A 20,304-nucleotide genomic window follows, 5' to 3' on the forward strand; every position below is an offset into this window, starting at 1 on the left:
GACGGCATACGAGATATTGGCGTGACTGGAGTTCAGACGTGTGCTCTTCCGATCTCACCTACAGCAGCGGGCGGTGCCCCACCCGGCGGCACCGCCATCCGCCCAGGTGATGCCGCAAAACAGGACCTGCAATGCCATGTCTGCGATCCGAATGCCCCCCCGGATTTGTGCGAGCTGGTGACGGTGCAAGCGACCTGCACTTACCCGAATAATTTTTGCGTCACCATCGTGGAGAACCACCAGGACGGTACCAAGAACGTCACTCGGCGATGTGGAAATTTCGCGGATGATACCTATATGGAGTGGTACCACGGGACCTCGGACGACGACAAGTGCCGAGAGCGTATCGATGTCGAACAGCACGTAGATTTCAAATGCACCTTCACCTGTGAAAAGGCGAACTGCAACCAGTCCGGTGGATCGTTGCGACCGCCAGAAGATGCGTTGTGGAGAGAGATGTAAGGCCCGGCCATGAGCAAGCCAGCCGATCCACCGGATGACGAACTCCGCCAACTGCTGCGGGATACAACCGCTGTTTCCCCCGCCGCCCATCCCTCACGCGCCGCACGTCCGGCCAAGGCCAGTGCGCCGAGCGATTTGCGGGCGGTGCTGCGGGAGGGTTCATCGGTAGTGGGGTCACGGAACGAGCGCGAGGCGCGTCCGGTAGCCGCCCCTCCCGGTGCATCGCTTCAAGAGCTGCTCCGGTTGTCGCCCGCAGCGGCCGACAAACCTCCGGCGACCCGGCGCGAGTCTGCTGCGGCACCACCCAAAACGGCGCAATCACTGGATCAAGTGCTGAGGGAAGTCCGCAGCGGCCCGGTTACCGTCGAAGCACCGCCACGCACCGCCCCCGTACCCCGATGCACCGGGTCCGCCGAACTCGGCCAGGTTCTGCGCGACCGTCCCGTCAATCTGGAATCGGACGAACCCAAGGCCAGCAGAACGAACATCGCCGCCTCGCCCTGGTTCGCCCGCGCTGGCTGGGCGATAGCGCTGCTGCTGCTGGCGGTCGGCCTCGTGTTTTGGTGGCCCGAACAACCCCTGGAAGGTGCAGCAGGCGTCTTGCAGAGCCTCGCCAAGGCGGCGGAGCAACACCGTAGCAAGAGTGGCTTTTTGCCCGAACAGCTCTCCGGGCTTGAAGGTTTTCCCAAAGATGCAGTTGAATGGCCGGCCAAATACTGGAATGCGCGTGATGCGGCGGGCCGGATCGAAATCCTCTGGATACCCAATGGGCATCGGCATTACCGCATCGTGCTGCGCCAAGGGGCGGAGGTCTGGATCTTTAATGACCAGGAAGGCAAATCCCACTTAGTGATTAAATGAACGCCAAGCCGTTGAGGCGTCATTCCGCATACCCGGTTTTCAGTTTAATCATTTGGCGTGGGACTCGCTTCTAGCCGATTTTAATCCGACTCCCCATTATGATTGCTGTCATATCCACATTTAGAGGCTGTACAGCAACTCAGTGGCTCAATTTTTATTCTCAAACAGCCTCTGCCATTAATGCTCTATTTTTGCAAAGTCGTTGCAACATTAATCGACTTGAGAGGAATCCGCATCCTTTAGGGCAGGGAGGATGTCAAAAACCGAGCCTCCCTTAATATGCAGATCACGTTGCGGAAACGGAATACTGATGCCCGCTTCCCGGAATCGCTCCCAAATCGCCAACATGACCTGATCTCGCACTTTGAGACCAGAGATTCGGCTAATATCAACGTGGTAGTAAACTCGAAACTGCATTGCGGAATCCGCAAATTCCCAAAACAGTACCTGTGGAGCGGGATCAGTTAATATTCCATCATGGTCGGCCAGCACTTGCTCCAAAAGGGTCTGCGCGGTGCGTGGGTCAGCGTCGTAGCTGATACCGATAACCAATAAGGTTCGCAACACCCGGTCATGATGCGTCCAATTGGTGAAGGCGTTGCCGATCACCTCGGCGTTGGGAATAATTACCGACTGGTTATCAAAGTTCCTCACCGTCAGTGAGCGCATGCCGATGCTGACCACTTCGCCTTCGTATTCACCGATCCGAACGAGGTCGCCGCTGCGCAGCGGACGTTCGACCAGCAACAGCAGTCCGCTGACAAAATTATTAGCCAGGCTCTGCATCCCTAGCCCAATGCCTACTCCTACCGCGCCGGCGAACACCGCCAGAGTGGTGAGATCAAGGCCGATAACCCGCAGGATGATCAACAGCCCGCTCAACACCACCGTGTATTGAGTGAAAACCGACAGGCTATGGCGCACTCCCAGATCGCTGATCTGCGAGAACACCCAGCGGTAGGTGATCGCCCGGCCCCACTGGCCCAGCCAGATCACCACCAGCAGGATGATCAGGGTAGTGACAATTCCCCATAGCGTGATCGCGGCGCTGCCAATTGTCAGCAACGGTTGTTCCAGGAAACTCCAGATCGAGGCGAGTACTGCGGATTGGTCGGTCCAGCCGTAAGCCCGGAACAGCACCACCCACGCGCCGACGAACAGCAACAGATTCAGAATCCGGTGCAGGGGGGTAATGATGTCCTGAGTCCACAGCAGGCCATAGCCGGAGTGGGCGACCGCGTAATTTTTTAGCGCCACCGCCAGATCGTTCAGCAGACTGCGGATCAAGAGCCAGCCCACCAGCACCGCGATGAAGATCAGCAGGTAGCCGGCGATCATCCAGGCCAGCCGCAGATAACCCAGCAGACCCAGCACCGCCGCGCCCAGCAATGACAACGGCAACGACAAGCTGAAAAATCGCAGAATCAGGAACCAGAAGCGGTCCTCATACAGTGTGCTGAGCCGTTCCATGACCAGGCGACGGATACGCAGCACCGGCACGAAAGCCCAGAACCAATACAGCATAAACAGGCGATCAAACGCCATGACCACGGTATCGGGCAAGTCGCTCAGGTGCGCCAGAATCACCAGCGCGACCAGCAATCCGCCACTGATCAGTGTCCAGAACAGTTGCCGGTAAAGCGACGGTTGCCGTTGTTCATACGGCAGATGCGGTGAGGCCAGGATCAGCCAGGCCAAACTGATGGGCAGCTTGATCCCAACCCATAGCCCGCTCAGCGTCAGCAGAATACTCAGCCCCGGCTGGGGAGCCTGAACCAGCCACAGTAGCACCATCACCGCGCTCGTCGCTCCCACACCGATCAGGTTCATCTGTGCCAGCAGCAGTGCATTGGCGGTCAGTGCCCGCAGAAAGCTACTGCGGTCGGCAGTGCGCCCGCCGAAGCGTAGCCACGCCCGCTGCAAGGCTCGCCGTGTCGCCACTAGCAACCAGAGCAAAGCACTCTCCAACGCGACCAGCCCCAGCCAGCGCAGCGCATCGGCAACCAGCATGGCCTTAATGGCGGACTCAACGCTGAGGCGTACCTGATACCAAAGCACTCGCGGTACGGTGTACAGACCTTGCCAGAGTTGTTGCCAGGCCTCAGCCGTATCAGGATACGGTTTGCGGGTAAACAAATCCTGATGGAGCCGCTCCCCGTAGTAACGATTCAGGTTGGTCGTCACGGTGCTGACTTGTTCAATCTGCTCTTGAGCTTGGCTGGTACGCTGGTTCAACGCGGTCAATAGTTGCCCCACCAGTTGCAATTCTTCATCGCGCAGGCGCCGGTTGACCCCGCTCAGATTCTCTCGCTTCTCGATCACTTGGCGCTGTTGTTCATACAGAGTGCTTTTCTGTTGCAACAACTCCGCGTCGCGACGCACGTCGTTGCCTAGCTCGCTAACGGTTTTCAGCGCCAGCCGCAACAAATCGGGATCGGTGTCGGCTTTCTGAAGCAGTTCCTGGAGTCGCGCCAGAGTCGTGCTGGTTTCGGCCAGATGACGATCCAGGTTGATTAGATTGATCCGTTCTTCGACCGTTTGGAGTTCCGTATCCAGCCGCTTCCAGGCTGCAACCGACAAGGTGCCACGTTCCTGAGCGAGTCGCTGCTTGAGGAGATTGGCCCGATCCTGCTGCACCTTCAGCTCGTTTTGCAGACGGCTGACCAGATCGGTTTGAGCATCCTGGCGGGTTTGTTCCTGCCGCTGGCGGTCAATTCGTTCCACTCGCGTTTGCCACTGTTCTGCCAGATTCAGTCTTAGCTTGGCGACCTCAACTTGAGTATGCAAATTAACCAGGTTGAGGGTTTCCAGCTCCAGTTCGGTGCGTTGTTGAGCCAACAGTTGACGGGTTTGATCCAGTTGCGCTGCACGGTCAACCGCACCCACCGCCGCATTCTTGGCTGGATTTTTCAATAATTGCTCGCGGGTTTCCAGGTCACTGATTGTTTTCTGTAGCTCATTCACCCGCCGATCAGCGTTGTCCAGCTCGGTCAGAGCGCTTTCCTGGCGCAGGCGGGCTGATTTCAAATCCACCTGGGTCTGTTCCACCATCGCCTCGTCAACCTGATCGACTCGCAAGGCTTCCAGTTGCCAAGGCAGATCGGCGATTTGGCTTTCCAGGTCCCGTCGGGTGGTTGCAATGGTCTGCTGATCTTGCAGCAGCGTCTGCCGTCGGTCGGATTGCTGATCAGCGACCTTGGTGGGATCGCTTGGCGCCACTACCGGCGTGGTCTGCGGGGTTTGGGCGTGAGCTACCGGCCCACTTGAAAACAGCAACAGCAGGAGAGCGAGGACACCAGACGGGATCAACCACCGGCGTAATCGAAAGGATTGGGGCATCATAGGGCAGTCGGCTGGGCGAGCGTGGTCAAGGACAGGAACTGAGCCATTCTATCAGTCTGACGGTGCGGATCACTGGAAACGCACGCTGCGGTGTTCTGACGGCCCGTGCTTGCGCCCACTGCCTGGTTAGCCAACAATTGACCCGAAACCACACTGCTACCACGCCGCAGGAGAGTATGTCCCTATGTCTGACACCCGTTTTCGCGGCACCGACCGCTATGTCGCCACCGACGACCTGATGATGGCAGTGAACGCCGCTGTAGTTTTAGGTCGTCCCTTGTTGGTGAAGGGTGAACCCGGCACTGGCAAGACCCAATTAGCGGAGGAAGTCGCCAGCGCTCTCAACCGCCCCTTCATCCAGTGGCACATCAAATCCACCATTAAAGCGCAGCAGGGTTTGTACGAGTACGACGCAGTGTCGCGGCTGCGTGATTCACAACTGGGCGATGCGCGGGTGCATGACATCGGCAACTACATTGTCCAAGGCAAGCTGTGGGAGGCTTTTACCAGCGCGATCCAGCCGGTGTTGCTGATTGATGAGATTGACAAGGCCGACATTGAGTTTCCCAATGACCTGCTGCACGAACTTGACCGAATGGAGTTTTTCGTTTACGAGACCCGGCAGGTGATCAAGGCCAAACAGCGCCCGATCATTATCATCACCAGTAACAATGAGAAGGAATTGCCGGATGCTTTTCTACGCCGCTGCTTTTTTCATTACATTCGCTTCCCCGACAAGGAGACGATGGAGCAGATCGTGCGCGTGCATTACCCCGATTTGAAGAAGCGGCTGTTGAGTGAGGCGCTGGAAGCTTTTTTTGAGATTCGTGAGGTGCCGGGATTAAAAAAACGCCCCTCCACTTCGGAATTGCTGGATTGGATCAAGTTATTGGTGGCTGAGGATATTCCGCCCGAAGCTTTGCGCGGCGACCAGCGCAAACTGATTCCGCCGCTGTACGGTGCCCTGCTGAAAAATGAGCAGGACGTGCATTTGTTCGAGCGGTTGCTGTTCATGAACCGGAAACGGAAAGAATAGCGATCGAAAATCATCCATTCCCCGTGCCGACGGGTGGGCTGCCATGAGGCGCGAGTTGCCGTTGTAACGGGTGCAAGCGGCAACGGTTCCGCCAGATCCTCGGTTGCCATGCGCTGCCTCCGAGCCAAGCAGCGAATTTTAGTGGCGGTCAGGATCCAAATTCGGGCTATTCCGCTATGCCCCGTGCTATCGTTTAGCCCCCGCGCAAACTGAACCTCGCACGGGTTCCCACTCCTTACAAAAACGCTGAGAGAGCTATCGTGACTACACCTGTTCCTGAGAATAGCCGCCGTCGTTTCATTAAACTGACCGCCATCGGTCTGGCCGTTGCGCCGTTCGCCAACACGCTACTGAGCGGGATCGTCGAGGCGGCGGATGTGATCAGCGAGACTGATCCGCAGGCCACCGCGCTGGGCTACAAGGCCGATGCCACCAAGGCCGACAAGCGCAAGGATGCCACCGCGCTGTGTAGCAACTGCAACTTCTATTCAGGCAAGGCGGGAGAAGCCAGCGGCCCCTGTGTTCTGTTCCAGGGCAAGCTGGTAACCGCCAACGGCTGGTGTACCGCTTGGGCCAAGAAGGTAGCCTGAGCCTTTTAAGCAAATGGCGAATAGCGAAGCTGATTTTTCCGCTATTCGCTAAGCACTTATTTCCCCCGCTTGCGTTCCAGCCGCCAGACGAAATCCTCGATCAAGGTGCGGTACAACTCATCCTTGAGTATCGCGTCCTCAATGCCGTGATCAATATTGGGATTGTCGTTGATCTCGATCACCACGATGCCCTTGGCGGTCTGCTTCAGGTCCACTCCGTAGAAACCATTGCCGATCAGCCCGGCGGCCTTGAGTGCGGTTTTGACTACGATTTCCGGTGCGTCCTCGACCCGGAAGGTTTTGGAATCACCCGCCCGGACCCCGCGCTCCTGTCCCGGTTCATGGTTGTAAATCTGCCAGTGTTCCTTGGACATGAAGTATTGGCAGACGAACAACGGGGTCTTGTTGAGAATCCCCACCCGCCAATCGAACTCGGTGTAGAGAAACTCCTGCGCCAGCACCAGATCAGAGGACTTGAACAACTTGCCGGCGCTGTCCAGCAATTCGGCGCGATCATTGACCTTGAACACGCCGCGTGAGAATGAACCATCGGGAATTTTCAGCACAATCGGATAGGGAATCTCGCTGTCCACCCGATCCAGATTGTCGCGGCGAACGATAACGGTCTTGGGGGTGCGAATACGGTGGGTGCGCAGCAATTCGTCCAGATACACCTTGTTGGTGCACTTGAGGATGGAATCGGGATCGTCAATCACTACCATGCCTTCGCTCTCGGCTTTTTTGGCGAACTGGTAGGTGTAGTGGTCAATGCCGGTGGTTTCGCGGATAAACAGCGCGTCGAATTCGGCCAGCCGACCGTAGTCCTTTTTCTCGATCAGTTCGACATTAACCCCACACTCACGCCCGATCTTGATGAATTGCTGCAACGCCTTGGGATTGGAGGGCGGCATCGCCTCCTTGGGATTGTGCAGGATCGCCAAATCGTAGCGGTAGTTGTTACGCGCCCGAGGTTGGCGCCAGCGCCGGTTGAGATAGCCGGACAATGCACCCAGGAACATCTCTTCCTGATCCGGTGACAGTGATTGCAGATGTAGCGCCTTAATGGTGGCAATCCGCCATTTGCCCTGCAAGCGGAATTCCACCCGTAGCAGCGGCGAGCGAAAGGCATCGAACAACTGCCGCGCCAGATCCTGCAATTCCTTGGCAGCGCACTGGCCGAAGCAGATGTCCAGCTCGAAAGCGGTGGCGGTGAAACCCGGACGGGGCTTGCCCAATACCTGCTGAACGTGGTCGTCCAGATCTTCGATGTCCAGGCTGTAGATGGATTTGCGGCTGAGATCGTTGAGGGTGCGCACACTGGGGATGACCCGGTGGCGACGGGCCTCAGCCAGCAGCGAGCAGTAATAGCCCACGCTCAAATAGCGGTAGCTGCGACACAGGTTCAGCACCCGCAGGCTGCGGCCGGTGGAAGAGTATTCGGGTTTGCTCAAGTAGTCCTTGGCGGCGACCACGGGCAGGTTGGGGAAGTTCGCTTTCCAGTCGGTGGGGTTCTCCACCAAAATAATATGATCGGCCATCGGTTTGAATCGGTGCTCCTGACACCGTGAGCATAAGGTTACGACAGTGATGGCGCCGCCGATTCAGGCCGGCGGTTGGAACGATAGAGAATGAGTACGGCTTTCTGTCCGGCCTTGCCGTAGCGGGCCATGCGTTGGAACTCTCGATGCGGGATCGGCATATTGACCGAATCGGCGACGGTTTCGCCGTCCTCTGTGTTGACCAGCGGATCGTGAACGTAGATGTAATGGTCGTCGAAACCGGTGACCACCACCCAGTGGGGGAAGCGCTCGCCATAGATGCGATAGGAGCTGATCAGCACCAGCGCGATACCGCCGGACTCGAACTTCTGCCGCAGCTCGTCCACCCCCAGACTGCCGTGATGCAGCGCGACTGGCAAATGTCGCAACTCCTCAATCCAGTCCTCCTGCACCAGCCGCATCACTTCCTTTTTCTCCGGGCTGCGCACCGAATCCACCAGAAACACTCCGTTTTCATTGACGTGAATCTCCAGGTCAAAGCCGCGATGATGCGCCGACAGTGCCAGTCCATAGGGACCGCAGCCACCGTGGCCGGAGGTCATAAAGATGGTGGTGGCCTCGCGCCAAAGCCGCAGTTCCAGATTGCGGTTCAGGTCGAGCGTCGGGTCCAGCGCCTTCATCGCCATCATCAGCGCCGCCGGGCCACAGGTGAAGTCGAGGGTTTGCCGGTAGTAGGGCACCTTGACCCGATCCGCTTCCAGATGCGGAACCAGCCGCTTCTCGAAGCGCAGCGCCGCCATGTGATCTTCATAGTAATCGGGCACTTCCTTGAACTGGCGATAGCCGTGGCGGCGGAACAGGTTCAGTGAAGCCGGGTTATCGCGGCGGACTTCCAGCCGCATCGACACACAGTCACGCTCCAGAGCGACGGTCTCGGCGGTTTCCAGCAGGCAGTCACCGACACGGCGCCGGGCATGGTCGGGATGAACGGCGATGGAGTAGAGCCGAGCCATGGAGGTGCGGTGAGAGAATAGCAACAGCACATAGCCTTGAATCTGGCCGGTGTTTTCAGCCACCAGGGTGGCCGCGTGACCTTGGGTGAGCAGATGGCGGAAGCTGCGGCGGGACAACCGATCCGTGTTGAAACAACGCTTCTCAATCGCCAGCAGAGCCGGCAGATCGTCCAGGGTGGCGTGACGCGGCATAGCGGATGGGTATGATCCAGAACAGCAGACGATTCGGGTACAGAACGGACGGCGGCGGGGCGAAACGGTTCAGGGTGGGGAAAGGCACGGGCAACGGGGTTACGCCTGCTGCTATTATCACGCAGCACCCCTTGTTATCGCCAGCGAAAAATATCATGCCCACTTCCGAATTCCGTCTGTTGGACCACATCCGTCAGCTAATCGCTATCCCGTCGGTGAGCAGCGCATCGCCGCAGTGGGATCAGAGTAACCGCCCCGTCATCGATCTGCTGGCTGGTTGGCTGGAGCAGGCCGGTTTCACAGTGCGGATCGAGCCGCTGCCGGATCGTCCAGACAAGGCTAATCTGATCGCGACGCTAGGGAGTGGGCCGGGCGGGCTGGTGTTGGCCGGGCATACCGATACCGTGCCCTACGATGCTGGCCGCTGGCACTACGATCCGTTCGGTGGGATCGTTGCGGATGGGCGGATTTACGGGCTGGGTGCGACTGATATGAAGGCGTTTCTGGCGCTGGCGCTGGCGGCGGCGCGGGATTTCACCGCGCGGGATTTGCGCCGACCGCTGGTGATTCTAGCGACGGCGAACGAGGAAAGCGGTATGGAGGGCGCACGGGCGCTGGCGGCGGCGGGTCAACCGCTGGGGCGTCATGCCCTGATCGGCGAGCCAACCGGGTTGAAGCCAGTACGGATGCACAAGGGCATCCTGATGGAAGCGATCCGGATCGAGGGCCGCTCCGGCCATTCCAGCGATCCGGCCTTGGGCGCAAACGCGCTGGAGGGAATGCATCGGGTCATTGCTGAACTCTTGCAGTGGCGGGCGGAATTGCAGGCGCGCTATCGCAATCCGCTGTTTGCGGTCGAGGTGCCGACGCTGAATCTGGGCCATATCCACGGCGGCGACAATCCCAATCGAATCTGCGCCGACTGCGAGTTGCACATCGATATTCGCCCGCTGCCGGGAATGGCGCTGGCCGAATTGCGCGGGGCTTTGCATGAGCGGTTGGGCCGGGTGCTGGTTGACGGCGAACTGAAGCTGAGCTTTACGCCGCTGTTCGAGGGCATTGAGGCGATGGAAACGCCGGCGGCGGCGGCTATCGTGCGGGCGACTGAGGAACTGACCGGAGCGCCGGCGGGCGCAGTAGGCTTTGGCACTGAGGGGCCGTACCTGAACGCGCTGGGGATGGAAACGGTGATTCTCGGCCCCGGCAGCGTTGAATGTGCCCATCAGCCGGACGAGTTCCTGGCACTGGCGACGCTTAATCCGATGCTGGATTTGTTGCGATCGCTGATCGGGCGGTTTTGTGTGCAGGATGACCGCGCCCAATGAATAATCTCCCGCTGGTTCTCGGCGCACTGGGTCCCATTTTCACCCTGATTCTGCTGGGCCTGGGATTGCAGCGGCTGGGTTTTCCCGGCGAGGGCTTCTGGCCGGCGGTTGAGCGCTTCACCTATTTCCTGCTGTTCCCGGCGTTGCTGGTGCATCGGCTGGCGTTGGCGCGGTTGGGCGAGTATGCGGTCGGGCCAGTGGCCGCTGTCATCGTTGCTCAACTGCTGGGAATGACGGCGCTGGCCTACGCGCTGCGCCCGTGGCTGAAAGTGGACGGGCCAGCGTTCAGTTCGGTGTATCAGGGCGCGATCCGCTTCAATACTTATGTCGGATTGGCGGTAGCGCTGGCGGTGTTCCATGCCAAGGGCGGCACGGTGGCAGCGCTGGTCATGGCGATCATGATTCCACTGATCAACGTGCTGTGTGTGCTGGTGCTGAACGCTCACGCTGGCGGATCGGCCACCGTGGGCGGTGTGGCGCGAGCTTTGATCACTAACCCGCTGATTTTGGCCTGTCTGACCGGGATTGGCCTGAACTTGAGCGGGATCGGCTTGCCGTGGGGTTCAGCGGCGGTGCTGGAGATTCTGGCGCGGGCGGCGCTGCCGCTGGGGCTGCTGGCGGTGGGGGCGGGACTGCGGCTGGAGGGCTTGCGCCGACCGGGATTATTGGCGACGACCAGCGCGCTGAAATTGCTGGTGTTACCGGCGCTGGTGGCCTCTTTATGCTGGATAGTGCAACCGGGACCGCTGGAAACGGCGGTGCTGGTGACGTTCGCGGCGCTGCCGGGGGCATCTACCGCCTACATTCTGGCGCGGCAACTGGGCGGCGATGCGCCGTTGATTGCGGCAATGGTGACGGTGGAAACTGCAGCGGCGCTGGTAACGTTGCCAGCCGTGCTGCTGTGGGTGATGTGAGATTGATCTGGGGAGGGTGGGCATCGCCTACCCTACGATGATTCGCTGACGGGATCTCCGCTCAACGCATTTGCAGGAACGCCTTCTCCTGGAAATGCGGCCACAGCAGGGGCCGGTCGAAGAAATAGCCCTGAAAGACCTCGCAGCCGCGCTGCTTGAGAAAATCAAGCTGAATTTTGGTCTCCACCCCTTCCGCCACTACCGACAGGTTCAAATGCCGGGCCACCGCCAGGATCGTTTCCACCAGAGCGGCATCATTGGGATCGGTGGGGGCATCCTGAACGAAGGTACGGTCAATCTTGAGTTCGTGCAGTGGCAGCCGCTTGAGATAAGCCAGCGAGGAATAGCCGGTGCCGAAATCATCAATGGAAAAACGAATGCCCAAGCGGTTGAGTTCTATCATTTTGGCGATGGTGTCATGGATATTCTCGATCACCAGACCCTCGGTGACTTCCAGCACCAGGTGAGTGGGATCAGCGCCGGTCGTTTGAAGCACCTCGCAAACACAGGCGACAAAATCGGGTTGGCGGAACTGGCGCGGGCTGACGTTGACCGCCAAACGCAAGATATGGCCGGCAGCGTCCAGTTGCTTGAGCAGTCGGCACGCTTCTTCGAGGACCCATCGCCCCAGCGCAAGGATGATGCCGGACTCCTCGGCCACCGGGATGAAGACCATCGGTGAAACCAAGCCCTGCCCCGGCCGTTCCCAGCGCACCAGCGCTTCGGCACCGACGAATCGGCCTTGGCCGTCCACCTGAGGTTGCAGCAGGAGCCGCATCTCATTCCGCGCCAAGGCCTGACGCAGATCGTGTTCCAGGGCGAAACGGGCTTGCACCGCTTCCTGCATGGCGGGTTCAAAATAGCTCACGGTATTGCGACCCGCTTCCTTGGCCCGGTACATGGCGGTATCGGCCTCGCGGAGCAAATCGTCTACATTCTCTGTGGCCTTGGGGAAGACGGTGATGCCAATGCTGACGCCGATATGGTAATCCAGGCCACCAATTTGAAAAGGCACACTCGCCGCGTCGCGGATTTTCTCCGCCACCCGAGTCGCCAGCCGGATGGCGGCGGAATGGGTGGCGGCCAAATGAACCAGCAGCACTACGAATTCATCGCCGCCCTGGCGGGCCACGGTGTCTTCGTCGCGCCGGCAGCGGTTGAGGCGCTCGCTCACCTGCTTGAGCAGGAGGTCGCCCACGTCATGGCCGCGCGCGTCGTTGATCTGCTTGAATTGATCCAGGTCCACGAACAGCACCGCGCCCCAGCGGTTGCTACGCTGGGCGGCGGCTAAGGCTTGATTGAGCCGATCCCGGAACAGCCGCCGGTTGGGTAATCCGGTCAGGGCGTCGAAATAGGCCAAGTGGTGAATTGCGGTTTCTGCGGCCTTGCGCTCGGTAATGTCACGCACCACCGCCAGGATGCGCCCCTTGCCGCCGATGTCGGAGCCGCGCAACGAAACTTCCGTCCAGAATTCTTCGCCGCTCCGTTTTCGGGCCAGCCATTCAAAGGTCTGCGGTCCCTGTTCCAGGGTTCTCCGTAGATGTTGCTCCGCCTCGGCTTGGGAATAGGGGGGGCGGTTAGCGCTCAGGTCACCAATGGAACCAGCAAGCACCTCCTGTTTGGAGGAGTAGCCGTACATCCGCAACATCGCGTCATTCACATCGATCATCTGCCCCGTGGCGGCATCATCGATAAAAATTGCTTCGTTAGTCGCGTTGAAGATTTCCCGGTAACGTCTTTCACTCTCGCGCAGCATCACTGCTGATTCAGCTTGACTGAGCCGTATCTTTCTGCGTTCAAGCGCGCTTTTTGCCGCAAAAGGCAACCGGGCCATCCGCTCCTTGAGAACGTAATCCCATGCCCCTGCTTTGATGCAATCTACCGCTGTTTCTTCGTCGATCGAGCCGGTTACAATAATAAAAGGCAGATTAACATTATGAGCCAGTGCCAGCCGCAAAGCCCGCATCCCGTCGAATTGCGGCAGAGAATAATCAGAAAGAATCAAGTCAGGCCGGTATTCGATCAGCGCGTTGAGAAATTCCTCTTGGGTTTCCACCCGGATCGATGTGAATGCTAATCCTTCTTTGCTCAATATTCGTGCAGCCAGTTCCGCATCCGCTGGAACGTCTTCCACGAACAAAATTCGTAGTGGAATATCGGTATTCATAGCGATCCTCTGGTGTTTCTTATTTTATAAAGTCGGCGGCTGATTAAGCAGCAGCCAATACATGCCCAAGTCTCTGACCGCGATGATGAACTTGTCAAAATCCACCGGCTTGACAATATAGCTGTTTACTCCCAGCCGATAGCTCTCAACGATGTCTTTTTCTTCTTTTGATGAAGTGAGAACAACGACCGGGATAATACTGGTGCGGGGATCAGCTTTCATTGCCCGCAAGACTTCCAGTCCATCCACCTTGGGCAGTTTCAAATCCAGGATAACCACTTTCGGCCCGTTTTCAATTTGGCGGTGACTGAACGCGCCACGGGCAAAAAGGAAATCCAGCGCCTCTTCACCATCGGCGACATGGAAGAGATGGTTAGCAAGATGGTTCTTTTTCAGGGCGCGCAACGCCAGTTCGGCATCATTGGGATTATCTTCAACCAGCAGAATTTCGACTTCAGTGTGGTTGTTCATCAAGTACCTCATTCAGCGGTAACGAAAAATAGAAGGTTGCACCTTCGTTGACCTTCCCTTCAGCCCATACCTGTCCACCGTGGCGATGAACAATACGCTGAACGATGGCTAAACCAATGCCGGTGCCGGCAAATTCTTTCGCTTTGTGCAGACGCTGGAAGACACCGAACAGCTTATGGGTATACGCGGGATTGAAACCTACTCCGTTATCCTTGACGATATAGACGTTCCTGTTGGGTTCCCGATAGCCGCTAACCTCGATGTGGGGGGCATCTCTGGGCGTCGTATATTTGATGGCATTACCCAGCAGATTGTGCCACACCTGCCGCAACAACACCGGATCGCCTAAAGTAGCGGGCAAAGGCGTTAGAGAAAACTCAAAGCGATCTTGCACCTCGGATGCGGCAATCTCGTGGTAAATGGATTGCGCCAGCACGGTCATATCAATGGGAACGCATTGCATTTCAGTACGGGTCGCCCGCGAGAGTGTCAGCAAATCGGTAATAAGCTGATCCATCTGTTGGGCATTACTACACACTATATTCAGTAGCCGGTTGCCTTCAGCATCAAGTTTATCAGCGTAATCTTCCAGGATAATGCGTGAAAAGCCATCAATAGCCCGTAACGGCGAACGCAAATCATGGGAGACGGAATAAGCAAATGCTTCCAATTCCTTATTAGAGGCTTCCAGTTGGGCGGTACGGTCAATCACCCGCTGTTCGAGATTTGCATTGAGTTGGCGGATTGCTTCCTCGGCCACCTTGCGCTCGGTAATATCCTCAAATACGGTGGCAAAGTGCCCGTGACTGACCTGAAAAGCGTTGATACTGAAATGACGCTCAAGCTGCGCGAAGAATTGCTCGAAGCGGATCGGCTGGCCGGTGAGCGCCACCCTGCCGTAAATCTGGATAAAGGGTGCCTCCCGGATCCCGGGAATCACCTCGGTAATACGCTTTCCCAGGATGCCGGCGACGCGCAGCCCGGTATGGGTTTCAAACGCGGGATTAGCCGCCAGAAAGAGGTAATCCACTGGATCGCCCTGTTGGCCCAGTACGATTTCGTGGACGGCTACCCCGTTGATCGCGTTTTCAAAGAGACCCTGGAACCGTTCATCACTGGCGCGCAAGGTCTCCGCCGCCCGCGCCAGGGCTTGATAATGAGCCTTGTTATTGCCCTGCAAAGTCCATCCCACTGCGGTAGCCACGGTGGTCATCAGCAATCCGATCAAGAGCAGAATAAACGTAGAACGGGTGCGCCAGGCCGCAAAGATTTCCTCGGCATCCACTTTGGCAACCATGAACCAGAGCGAATCCGGGATGGCTTTGAGGACGACCACCACATCAACCCCTCGGTAATCCTTATTTTGCACCACGCCCTCCTGGCCCAGCACCGCCCGCACTGCCGGCAGCTCTTTTTGGCTCAGGGAAATGCGCAGCGCGAGCGCCGCATTCTCTCGGTGACGCAGATCGTTGAGGTACAGCACCGCGTCACCGTCCCGCCGCACCAACAGGGTTTCGGCGCTAGGGCTGGATGTAGGCCAAGACTGGAGCAAAGGATAGAGAAACTGCTGGGCGTCCATCTGGAGAATGATCGTGCCCAACGGCTCAGTGGTTTCACCGTTGAGCGCAAAGAGCGGCGCAACGACGCTCAGATGAGGTCGTTGTCCATCGGTGCCAAGGTGGAGATCAGTCAGCACCGGCCGCCGCTCGCGCACCGCCAAAGCCAGGGCCTGCGCCACTTCCGCATGGAGCGGGCCGGGATGGCCGCTGAGGCTCAAGCGCACCTGTCCGCCGGCGTCTGTCAACAGCACATCGGAATAATGGTAGTGCGTTTGCAGCGAACGGAATCGCCTCAATATGAGTTGGGTGTTTGCGGTGTCGGGCAACGCCATCAATTGTGCCACCCCTTCGAGAAAGAACGGGCTTTCCATCAGTACGGACGCATCCGCCAGCCGTGCTGATCGCCATGCCACAATCTGATCCGTCTTTAACTGTGCGATGGTTTGGAGTTCGGCCTCGACGCTCCGTCGCAGATGCTGCTCTTGATTGCGGTAGAACCAAGCACCACCGGCCAGCACGGCTCCCATCACTAGCGCCAAAGCCGCCACCAGCCAACGGGGAAAAGCGTTTTTCCGCATCAATTGTCCCCCTATACATCAATCTTGCGGGAAACTGGAGACTTACTCATGCCTATTTTACCTTAGGTCTGCTTCATGGTTGATTCGATTAGGGGCTTGGTTAGTAATGTAATATCCACAATTCTTCACTAGGATCCGTAGATATACAACCGGCTTTTTCAATAACCGGGTTCGGGATAGTAAAGTTAGCGATTCTTGTGGCATAAGAGGCCGTTCGCAACCATAATCCCGGCGCGTAAATCCAGTCGCTGCACCGGTTCCCTTTTCCTACCAAGCCGCCTCGTCATGCAGTCCGAATTCGTTACCGCTCTGTTCGCGTGGGTCGCCGCCCATCCCGGCTGGATGAGCGCCGTGATCTTCATCACCGCTCTGTCCGAATCGCTCACCATTGTCGGCGTCATTGTCCCCGGTGCCATGATCATGTTCAGTCTGGGCGCGCTGATCGGTTTGGGCCATCTGGAATTCTGGATGGTCTATTGGTGGTCGGCGCTGGGCGCCATCGTCGGCGACGCGATTAGCTTCTGGATTGGCCGGGTGTTCCATCAGGGCATCCGCCGAGTCTGGCCGTTTACTAAACATCCCGAAATTATTACCCGCAGTGAGGACTTCTTCCGCAAACACGGCGGTAAGGGCGTTGTGTTCGGGCGCTTCTTCGGTCCAGTGCGCGGCACCATCCCCACTGTGGCTGGAATGATGGACATGAGCTGGCGCACTTTCATGATCGCCAACGTGATCTCGGCGATTTTATGGGCACCGGCCCATCTTCTGCCGGGAATGGCGTTAGGCGCTTCGCTGGAGATCGCCTCGCGGGTGGCGGGGCGGCTGGCCGTGCTGATTCTGATTATTGTGGTGGTGCTGTGGGTAACGACCTGGCTGGTGAAGCATCTGGTGCGGCTGTTTCAGGCCCACGCCGCTAACTGGTTGCAACGATTCTATGCCTGGAGTCAGGGGCGGCGCTTCATCGGTCCGATCAGCGCTTCGCTGCTGGATCCGACTCAGGGTGAGATGCGCGGACTGGCGACGGTAGCGGTGTTGCTGCTGGGCGGTGTGGTGCTGGCCAGCCTGAGCCTGAGCGCCGCCGGTCAGCAGTTGCCAAGTGGCCTGGATCAAAGCCTCTACCACTTTTTCCAGGAACTGCGCAATCCGTGGGCCGATGCGCTGATGGTGTTCACCGCCGAGCTGGGCGACTATCAGGTCATATTACCGCTGAGTCTGGTGGTATTCGGCTGGCTGGTCTGGCGACGTAACTCGGCGGCGGCCCGACACTGGCTGATGGCGCTGGGCTTCGGCATGGCGACTAATCTGCTGTTCCGCTGGCTGCTTCCGGTCGCCAGTCCGGTCGAAGTATCGCAGGGACTCATGGGCTATTCCTTTCCGTCCAGCCACGCCACCTTCAGTACCCTGGTGTTCGGTTTTCTGGCAGTGCTTATCGCCCGTGAAATTCCATTGACCCGGCGCTGGATCGTCTATCTGGCAGCGGCGTTCATGATTGTGCCCATCGCCTTTGCCCGGCTCTATCTGGGCGTACACTGGCTGACCGACACGCTGGCGGGATTATGTCTGGGCCTGATCTGGGTTGCGGCGCTGGGTTTAGCCTATAGCCGCCACCCGGAAACCGGGCCGATCCAGTGGCGGGGATTGCTGGCCTATAGCGTCGTTGTACTCCTGGTCACCGACCTGTTGCACGTCAGCTTTGATTTTCGCGCGGACATGCAGCGTTATCGGCCAGAGTTAAGCCATCAGATGCAGGCGCGTGAGCAGTGGTGGCGGGACGGTTGGCAGCAATTGCCGCAACAGCGGATGGATTTCCGGGGTAACCGGCGGCAGGATTTCGTGCTGCAATGGGCCGGTCCGCAGAATGAGCTGGAACGACGGCTGCGGGAGGCCGGCTGGCAACCGGCGCCGGCGGCAGACTTGAAAGGTATCCTGCTCTGGCTAAGCCCACAGGTGGAATTGCGGGAGTTGCCGGTGTTGCCTCAGGTTCACGACGGCAGCGAGGATGATTTGACCCTGGTGTACTACGGCGCCAATCCGCAAACCCGCTGGGTGCTGCGCTTCTGGGATATCGGAGTCCGGTTGCGTGAAGGCAATCTGCCGATCTGGGTGGGTAGCGTCAGCCAGCAGAAGCTGGAACCGCAAATGCGGCTGTTCACCTTCGCGGTAGACGATCCCCAAACCCGTGCGCCGGCGGATTTACTGGCACCGGCCTGGCAAGGGCTACGCACCCAGGTAGTGAAGGGTGCCAATCCCAATGAGCGGATTACCCTGATTGCTGATTGAAATGAGGAAGTAAAGAACCATGTTGATGAGAGCTGAAACGTCCTGTCTGCTGGTGGTGGATTTGCAGGAGCGACTGATGCCGGCGATTCACCAGGCCGATCAAGTCATCGCCACCGGTGCCTGGCTGATCGGAATCGCCCAGCGGTTGAATGTGCCGGTACTGGCATCGGAACAGTATCCACGCGGTTTAGGCCACACGGTGGCGGCGATTCGCGAGCTGTTGCCCGTAGACGCCTTCATGGAGAAAACCCACTTTTCCTGCGCTGCCGAACAGAATTGCATGAGGCGGATTGATGTACTGGGTCGTGACCAGATGGTTTTAATCGGCGTGGAGGCGCACGTCTGCGTATTACAAACCGCGCTGGATTTGCGGGCGGTCGGTAAGGAAGTGTATCTGGTCGCGGATGGTGTGTCCTCGCGCACGCCGCGCGACGTGGAATTGGCGCTGGAACGGATGCGTGCCGCAGGGGTGCGGATCGTCAGCCGTGAAATGGTGGCGTTCGAGTGGCTGCATCAGGCCGGTACTGAGATGTTCCGCGAGATTAGCCGCGAGTTTCTGCGTTGAGATATATACAGGACTTTCGCTTTCCGTCATTCCCGCGTCAGCGGGAATCCAGTAAGCCACTGAAAAAATTGGATACCCGCTTTCGCGGGTATGACGAATTTAAGGGGCTTGGCGAACGTCCTGATACAGATAGAAATACCTCTTTAATGATCCTCGCCCCCAGGTAATGCCCTAATGTCCATGGCTCATTCTCCCCTTCCGCGCCGTTGCTGTGTCGGAGTTCAGATCGGCTCGATCACCGTGGGCGGCAATGCGCCCATCGTGGTGCAATCCATGACCAATACTGATACCGCTGAGGTCACGGCAACTACGGCTCAAGTGGCAGAACTGGCGCGGGCCGGTTCGGAACTGGTGCGCATCACCGTGAATAACGAGGAAGCCGCCGCTGCGGTGCCGCTGATCCGCGACCGGATCGCCGCGCAAGGTGTGACCGTCCCGCTGATCGGCGATTTTCATTTCAACGGCCACCGTCTCCTCAGCAAATATCCGGCCTGCGCCGAGGCGCTTGACAAGTACCGCATCAATCCGGGCAACGTCGGCCGCGGTAAAAAGAAGGATGAGCAGTTCGCCACCATTGTCGAGATTGCCTGCCGCTACCATAAGCCAGTGCGAATCGGGGTCAACTGGGGCAGCCTCGATCAGGAACTGGCGGCGCGACTGATGGACGAAAATGCCCGCTTGCCGCAACCGCAATCCGCCGTTGCGGTGATGCATGAGGCGATGATCGCGTCGGCGCTGGACAGCGCGCAACGGGCTGAAGACATCGGGCTGGGCCACAACCGGATCATTCTGTCGGTGAAGATGAGCGGAGTGCAGGATTTAATCGCGGTCTACCGCAAGCTGGCGATGCGCTGCGACTATCCGTTGCATCTGGGGCTGACCGAGGCGGGCATGGGCAGCAAAGGCATCGTGGCTTCCACTGCTGCGCTGGCGGTGCTGTTGCAGGAGGGGATCGGCGATACGATTCGCATCTCGCTGACCCCGGAACCGGGCGGCAGCCGGAGCCAGGAAGTCGTCGTTGCCCAGGAAATTCTGCAAGCGATGGGCTTACGCTCGTTCACCCCGGCGGTGGTGGCCTGTCCCGGTTGCGGACGCACCAGCAGTGACTATTTCCAGCATCTGGCTCAGGACATTCAGGCCTATCTGCGCGACCAGATGCCGGTCTGGCGCGACCGCTATCCCGGCGTGGAGGAACTGAAAGTTGCGGTGATGGGCTGCGTCGTCAACGGCCCCGGCGAGAGCAAGCAGGCTCATATCGGTATCAGTCTGCCCGGCACCGGCGAAATTCCCGTCGCACCGGTCTATGTAGACGGCGAGAAGACGGTGACCCTGAAAGGCGAGAGTATCGCCGCTGAATTCCAGCAGATCGTGGCTGATTATGTAATCCGTCGCTACGGAACGCGGTGATCCGATTTCCCTTTACCCGACTGCCGTTTCCGACTATTTTCCG

At 58.5% G+C, this 20,304-nt stretch carries 15 protein-coding genes; 9 read left to right on the top strand and 6 right to left on the bottom strand.

Going from position 1 to position 20,304, the window contains the following annotated elements; all coding sequences use genetic code 11:
• Both BN874_RS24990 and BN874_RS05450 read left to right on the top strand, forming a co-directional pair.
• The coding region (locus BN874_RS24990; protein ID WP_034431396.1) for a three-fingered domain-containing protein at nucleotides 1-462 on the top strand (462 nt) is incomplete at its 5' end.
• A gap of 9 nt (nucleotides 463-471) precedes the next feature.
• Nucleotides 472-1,323: a hypothetical protein gene (locus BN874_RS05450; RefSeq protein ID WP_034431397.1), complete on the top strand. Its 852-nt coding sequence runs from the start codon at nucleotides 472-474 to the stop codon at nucleotides 1,321-1,323.
• A 210-nt stretch (nucleotides 1,324-1,533) separates the two neighbouring features.
• Here the strand turns inward: BN874_RS05450 and BN874_RS05455 are convergent, their stop codons facing one another.
• Nucleotides 1,534-4,665 (bottom strand): mechanosensitive ion channel domain-containing protein, encoded by a 3,132-nt coding sequence (locus BN874_RS05455; protein ID WP_081756168.1) that lies wholly within the window; start codon nucleotides 4,663-4,665, stop codon nucleotides 1,534-1,536.
• A gap of 184 nt (nucleotides 4,666-4,849) precedes the next feature.
• Between BN874_RS05455 and BN874_RS05460 the strand changes: the two genes are divergently transcribed.
• Together BN874_RS05460 and BN874_RS05465 are read left to right on the top strand one after the other, a co-directional pair.
• Complete coding sequence (locus BN874_RS05460) at nucleotides 4,850-5,701, top strand: AAA family ATPase (protein WP_034431399.1); 852 nt, start codon at nucleotides 4,850-4,852, stop codon at nucleotides 5,699-5,701.
• 260 nt (nucleotides 5,702-5,961) lie between these two features.
• On the top strand, nucleotides 5,962-6,291 hold the full coding sequence (locus BN874_RS05465; protein ID WP_034431400.1) for a high-potential iron-sulfur protein: 330 nt from the start codon (nucleotides 5,962-5,964) through the stop codon (nucleotides 6,289-6,291).
• Between the two features lie 56 nt (nucleotides 6,292-6,347).
• Here BN874_RS05465 and BN874_RS05470 read toward each other — a convergent pair whose 3' ends face one another.
• Entirely contained in the window at nucleotides 6,348-7,829 is a 1,482-nt protein-coding gene (locus BN874_RS05470) for a RimK family ATP-grasp domain-containing protein (RefSeq protein ID WP_034431401.1), read from the bottom strand.
• Nucleotides 7,830-7,867: 38 nt separating this feature from the next.
• A complete protein-coding gene (locus tag BN874_RS05475) occupies nucleotides 7,868-8,995 on the bottom strand; it encodes a peptidase C39 family protein (protein WP_034431402.1) in 1,128 nt (375 codons plus the stop codon).
• 155 nt (nucleotides 8,996-9,150) lie between these two features.
• Here BN874_RS05475 and argE point away from each other — a divergent pair, with 155 nt between their 5' ends.
• Both argE and BN874_RS05485 read left to right on the top strand, forming a co-directional pair.
• Nucleotides 9,151-10,320, top strand: a complete 1,170-nt coding sequence (argE, locus tag BN874_RS05480; RefSeq protein ID WP_034431404.1) for an acetylornithine deacetylase — start codon at nucleotides 9,151-9,153, stop codon at nucleotides 10,318-10,320.
• Nucleotides 10,317-11,234, top strand: coding sequence for an AEC family transporter (locus tag BN874_RS05485; RefSeq protein WP_034431405.1), 918 nt, complete (start codon nucleotides 10,317-10,319; stop codon nucleotides 11,232-11,234). The genes argE and BN874_RS05485 overlap by 4 nt, the downstream gene beginning before the upstream one ends.
• A gap of 61 nt (nucleotides 11,235-11,295) precedes the next feature.
• Here the strand turns inward: BN874_RS05485 and BN874_RS05490 are convergent, their stop codons facing one another.
• The 3 genes from BN874_RS05490 to BN874_RS22225 are packed head-to-tail and all read right to left on the bottom strand — an operon-like array spanning nucleotide 11,296 to nucleotide 16,009.
• Nucleotides 11,296-13,401, bottom strand: coding sequence for a putative bifunctional diguanylate cyclase/phosphodiesterase (locus BN874_RS05490; protein ID WP_051497465.1), 2,106 nt, complete (start codon nucleotides 13,399-13,401; stop codon nucleotides 11,296-11,298).
• 24 nt (nucleotides 13,402-13,425) lie between these two features.
• Nucleotides 13,426-13,872, bottom strand: coding sequence for a response regulator (locus BN874_RS05495; RefSeq protein WP_034431406.1), 447 nt, complete (start codon nucleotides 13,870-13,872; stop codon nucleotides 13,426-13,428).
• Nucleotides 13,856-16,009, bottom strand: coding sequence for a sensor histidine kinase (locus tag BN874_RS22225; RefSeq protein ID WP_051497466.1), 2,154 nt, complete (start codon nucleotides 16,007-16,009; stop codon nucleotides 13,856-13,858). Before BN874_RS22225 ends, BN874_RS05495 begins: the two co-directional genes overlap by 17 nt.
• Nucleotides 16,010-16,294: 285 nt before the next feature.
• On the opposite strand from BN874_RS22225, the gene BN874_RS05505 reads away from it, so the two are divergent.
• The 3 genes from BN874_RS05505 to ispG all read left to right on the top strand — a co-directional run bounded on the left by BN874_RS05505 (nucleotide 16,295) and on the right by ispG (nucleotide 20,261).
• Nucleotides 16,295-18,289 (top strand): bifunctional DedA family/phosphatase PAP2 family protein, encoded by a 1,995-nt coding sequence (locus tag BN874_RS05505; RefSeq protein ID WP_051497467.1) that lies wholly within the window; start codon nucleotides 16,295-16,297, stop codon nucleotides 18,287-18,289.
• A 19-nt stretch (nucleotides 18,290-18,308) separates the two neighbouring features.
• Nucleotides 18,309-18,854, top strand: a complete 546-nt coding sequence (locus BN874_RS05510) for a hydrolase (RefSeq protein WP_034431407.1) — start codon at nucleotides 18,309-18,311, stop codon at nucleotides 18,852-18,854.
• Nucleotides 18,855-19,028: 174 nt separating this feature from the next.
• On the top strand, nucleotides 19,029-20,261 hold the full coding sequence (ispG, locus tag BN874_RS05515) for a flavodoxin-dependent (E)-4-hydroxy-3-methylbut-2-enyl-diphosphate synthase (RefSeq protein WP_420886110.1): 1,233 nt from the start codon (nucleotides 19,029-19,031) through the stop codon (nucleotides 20,259-20,261).
• The last annotated feature ends 43 nt before the right edge of the window (nucleotides 20,262-20,304 follow it).

The sequence above is a fragment of the Candidatus Contendobacter odensis Run_B_J11 genome, assembly GCF_000531125.1.
GTDB lineage: Bacteria > Pseudomonadota > Gammaproteobacteria > Competibacterales > Competibacteraceae > Contendibacter > Contendibacter odensensis.

Excerpts from the sequence above, each read along its gene's own strand:
- argE (WP_034431404.1), top strand. The coding sequence starts at position 9,151 with ATGCCCACTTCCGAATTCCGTCTGTTGGACCACATCCGTCAGCTAATC.
- BN874_RS05510 (WP_034431407.1), top strand. The coding sequence starts at position 18,309 with ATGTTGATGAGAGCTGAAACGTCCTGTCTGCTGGTGGTGGATTTGCAG.
- BN874_RS05475 (WP_034431402.1), bottom strand. The coding sequence starts at position 8,995 with ATGCCGCGTCACGCCACCCTGGACGATCTGCCGGCTCTGCTGGCGATT.
- BN874_RS05495 (WP_034431406.1), bottom strand. The coding sequence starts at position 13,872 with ATGAACAACCACACTGAAGTCGAAATTCTGCTGGTTGAAGATAATCCC.
- ispG (WP_420886110.1), top strand. The coding sequence starts at position 19,029 with ATGTCCATGGCTCATTCTCCCCTTCCGCGCCGTTGCTGTGTCGGAGTT.
- BN874_RS05490 (WP_051497465.1), bottom strand. The coding sequence starts at position 13,401 with ATGAATACCGATATTCCACTACGAATTTTGTTCGTGGAAGACGTTCCA.
- BN874_RS22225 (WP_051497466.1), bottom strand. The coding sequence starts at position 16,009 with ATGCGGAAAAACGCTTTTCCCCGTTGGCTGGTGGCGGCTTTGGCGCTA.
- BN874_RS05485 (WP_034431405.1), top strand. The coding sequence starts at position 10,317 with ATGAATAATCTCCCGCTGGTTCTCGGCGCACTGGGTCCCATTTTCACC.
- BN874_RS05470 (WP_034431401.1), bottom strand. The coding sequence starts at position 7,829 with ATGGCCGATCATATTATTTTGGTGGAGAACCCCACCGACTGGAAAGCG.
- BN874_RS05455 (WP_081756168.1), bottom strand. The coding sequence starts at position 4,665 with ATGATGCCCCAATCCTTTCGATTACGCCGGTGGTTGATCCCGTCTGGT.
- BN874_RS05505 (WP_051497467.1), top strand. The coding sequence starts at position 16,295 with ATGCAGTCCGAATTCGTTACCGCTCTGTTCGCGTGGGTCGCCGCCCAT.
- BN874_RS05460 (WP_034431399.1), top strand. The coding sequence starts at position 4,850 with ATGTCTGACACCCGTTTTCGCGGCACCGACCGCTATGTCGCCACCGAC.
- BN874_RS05450 (WP_034431397.1), top strand. The coding sequence starts at position 472 with ATGAGCAAGCCAGCCGATCCACCGGATGACGAACTCCGCCAACTGCTG.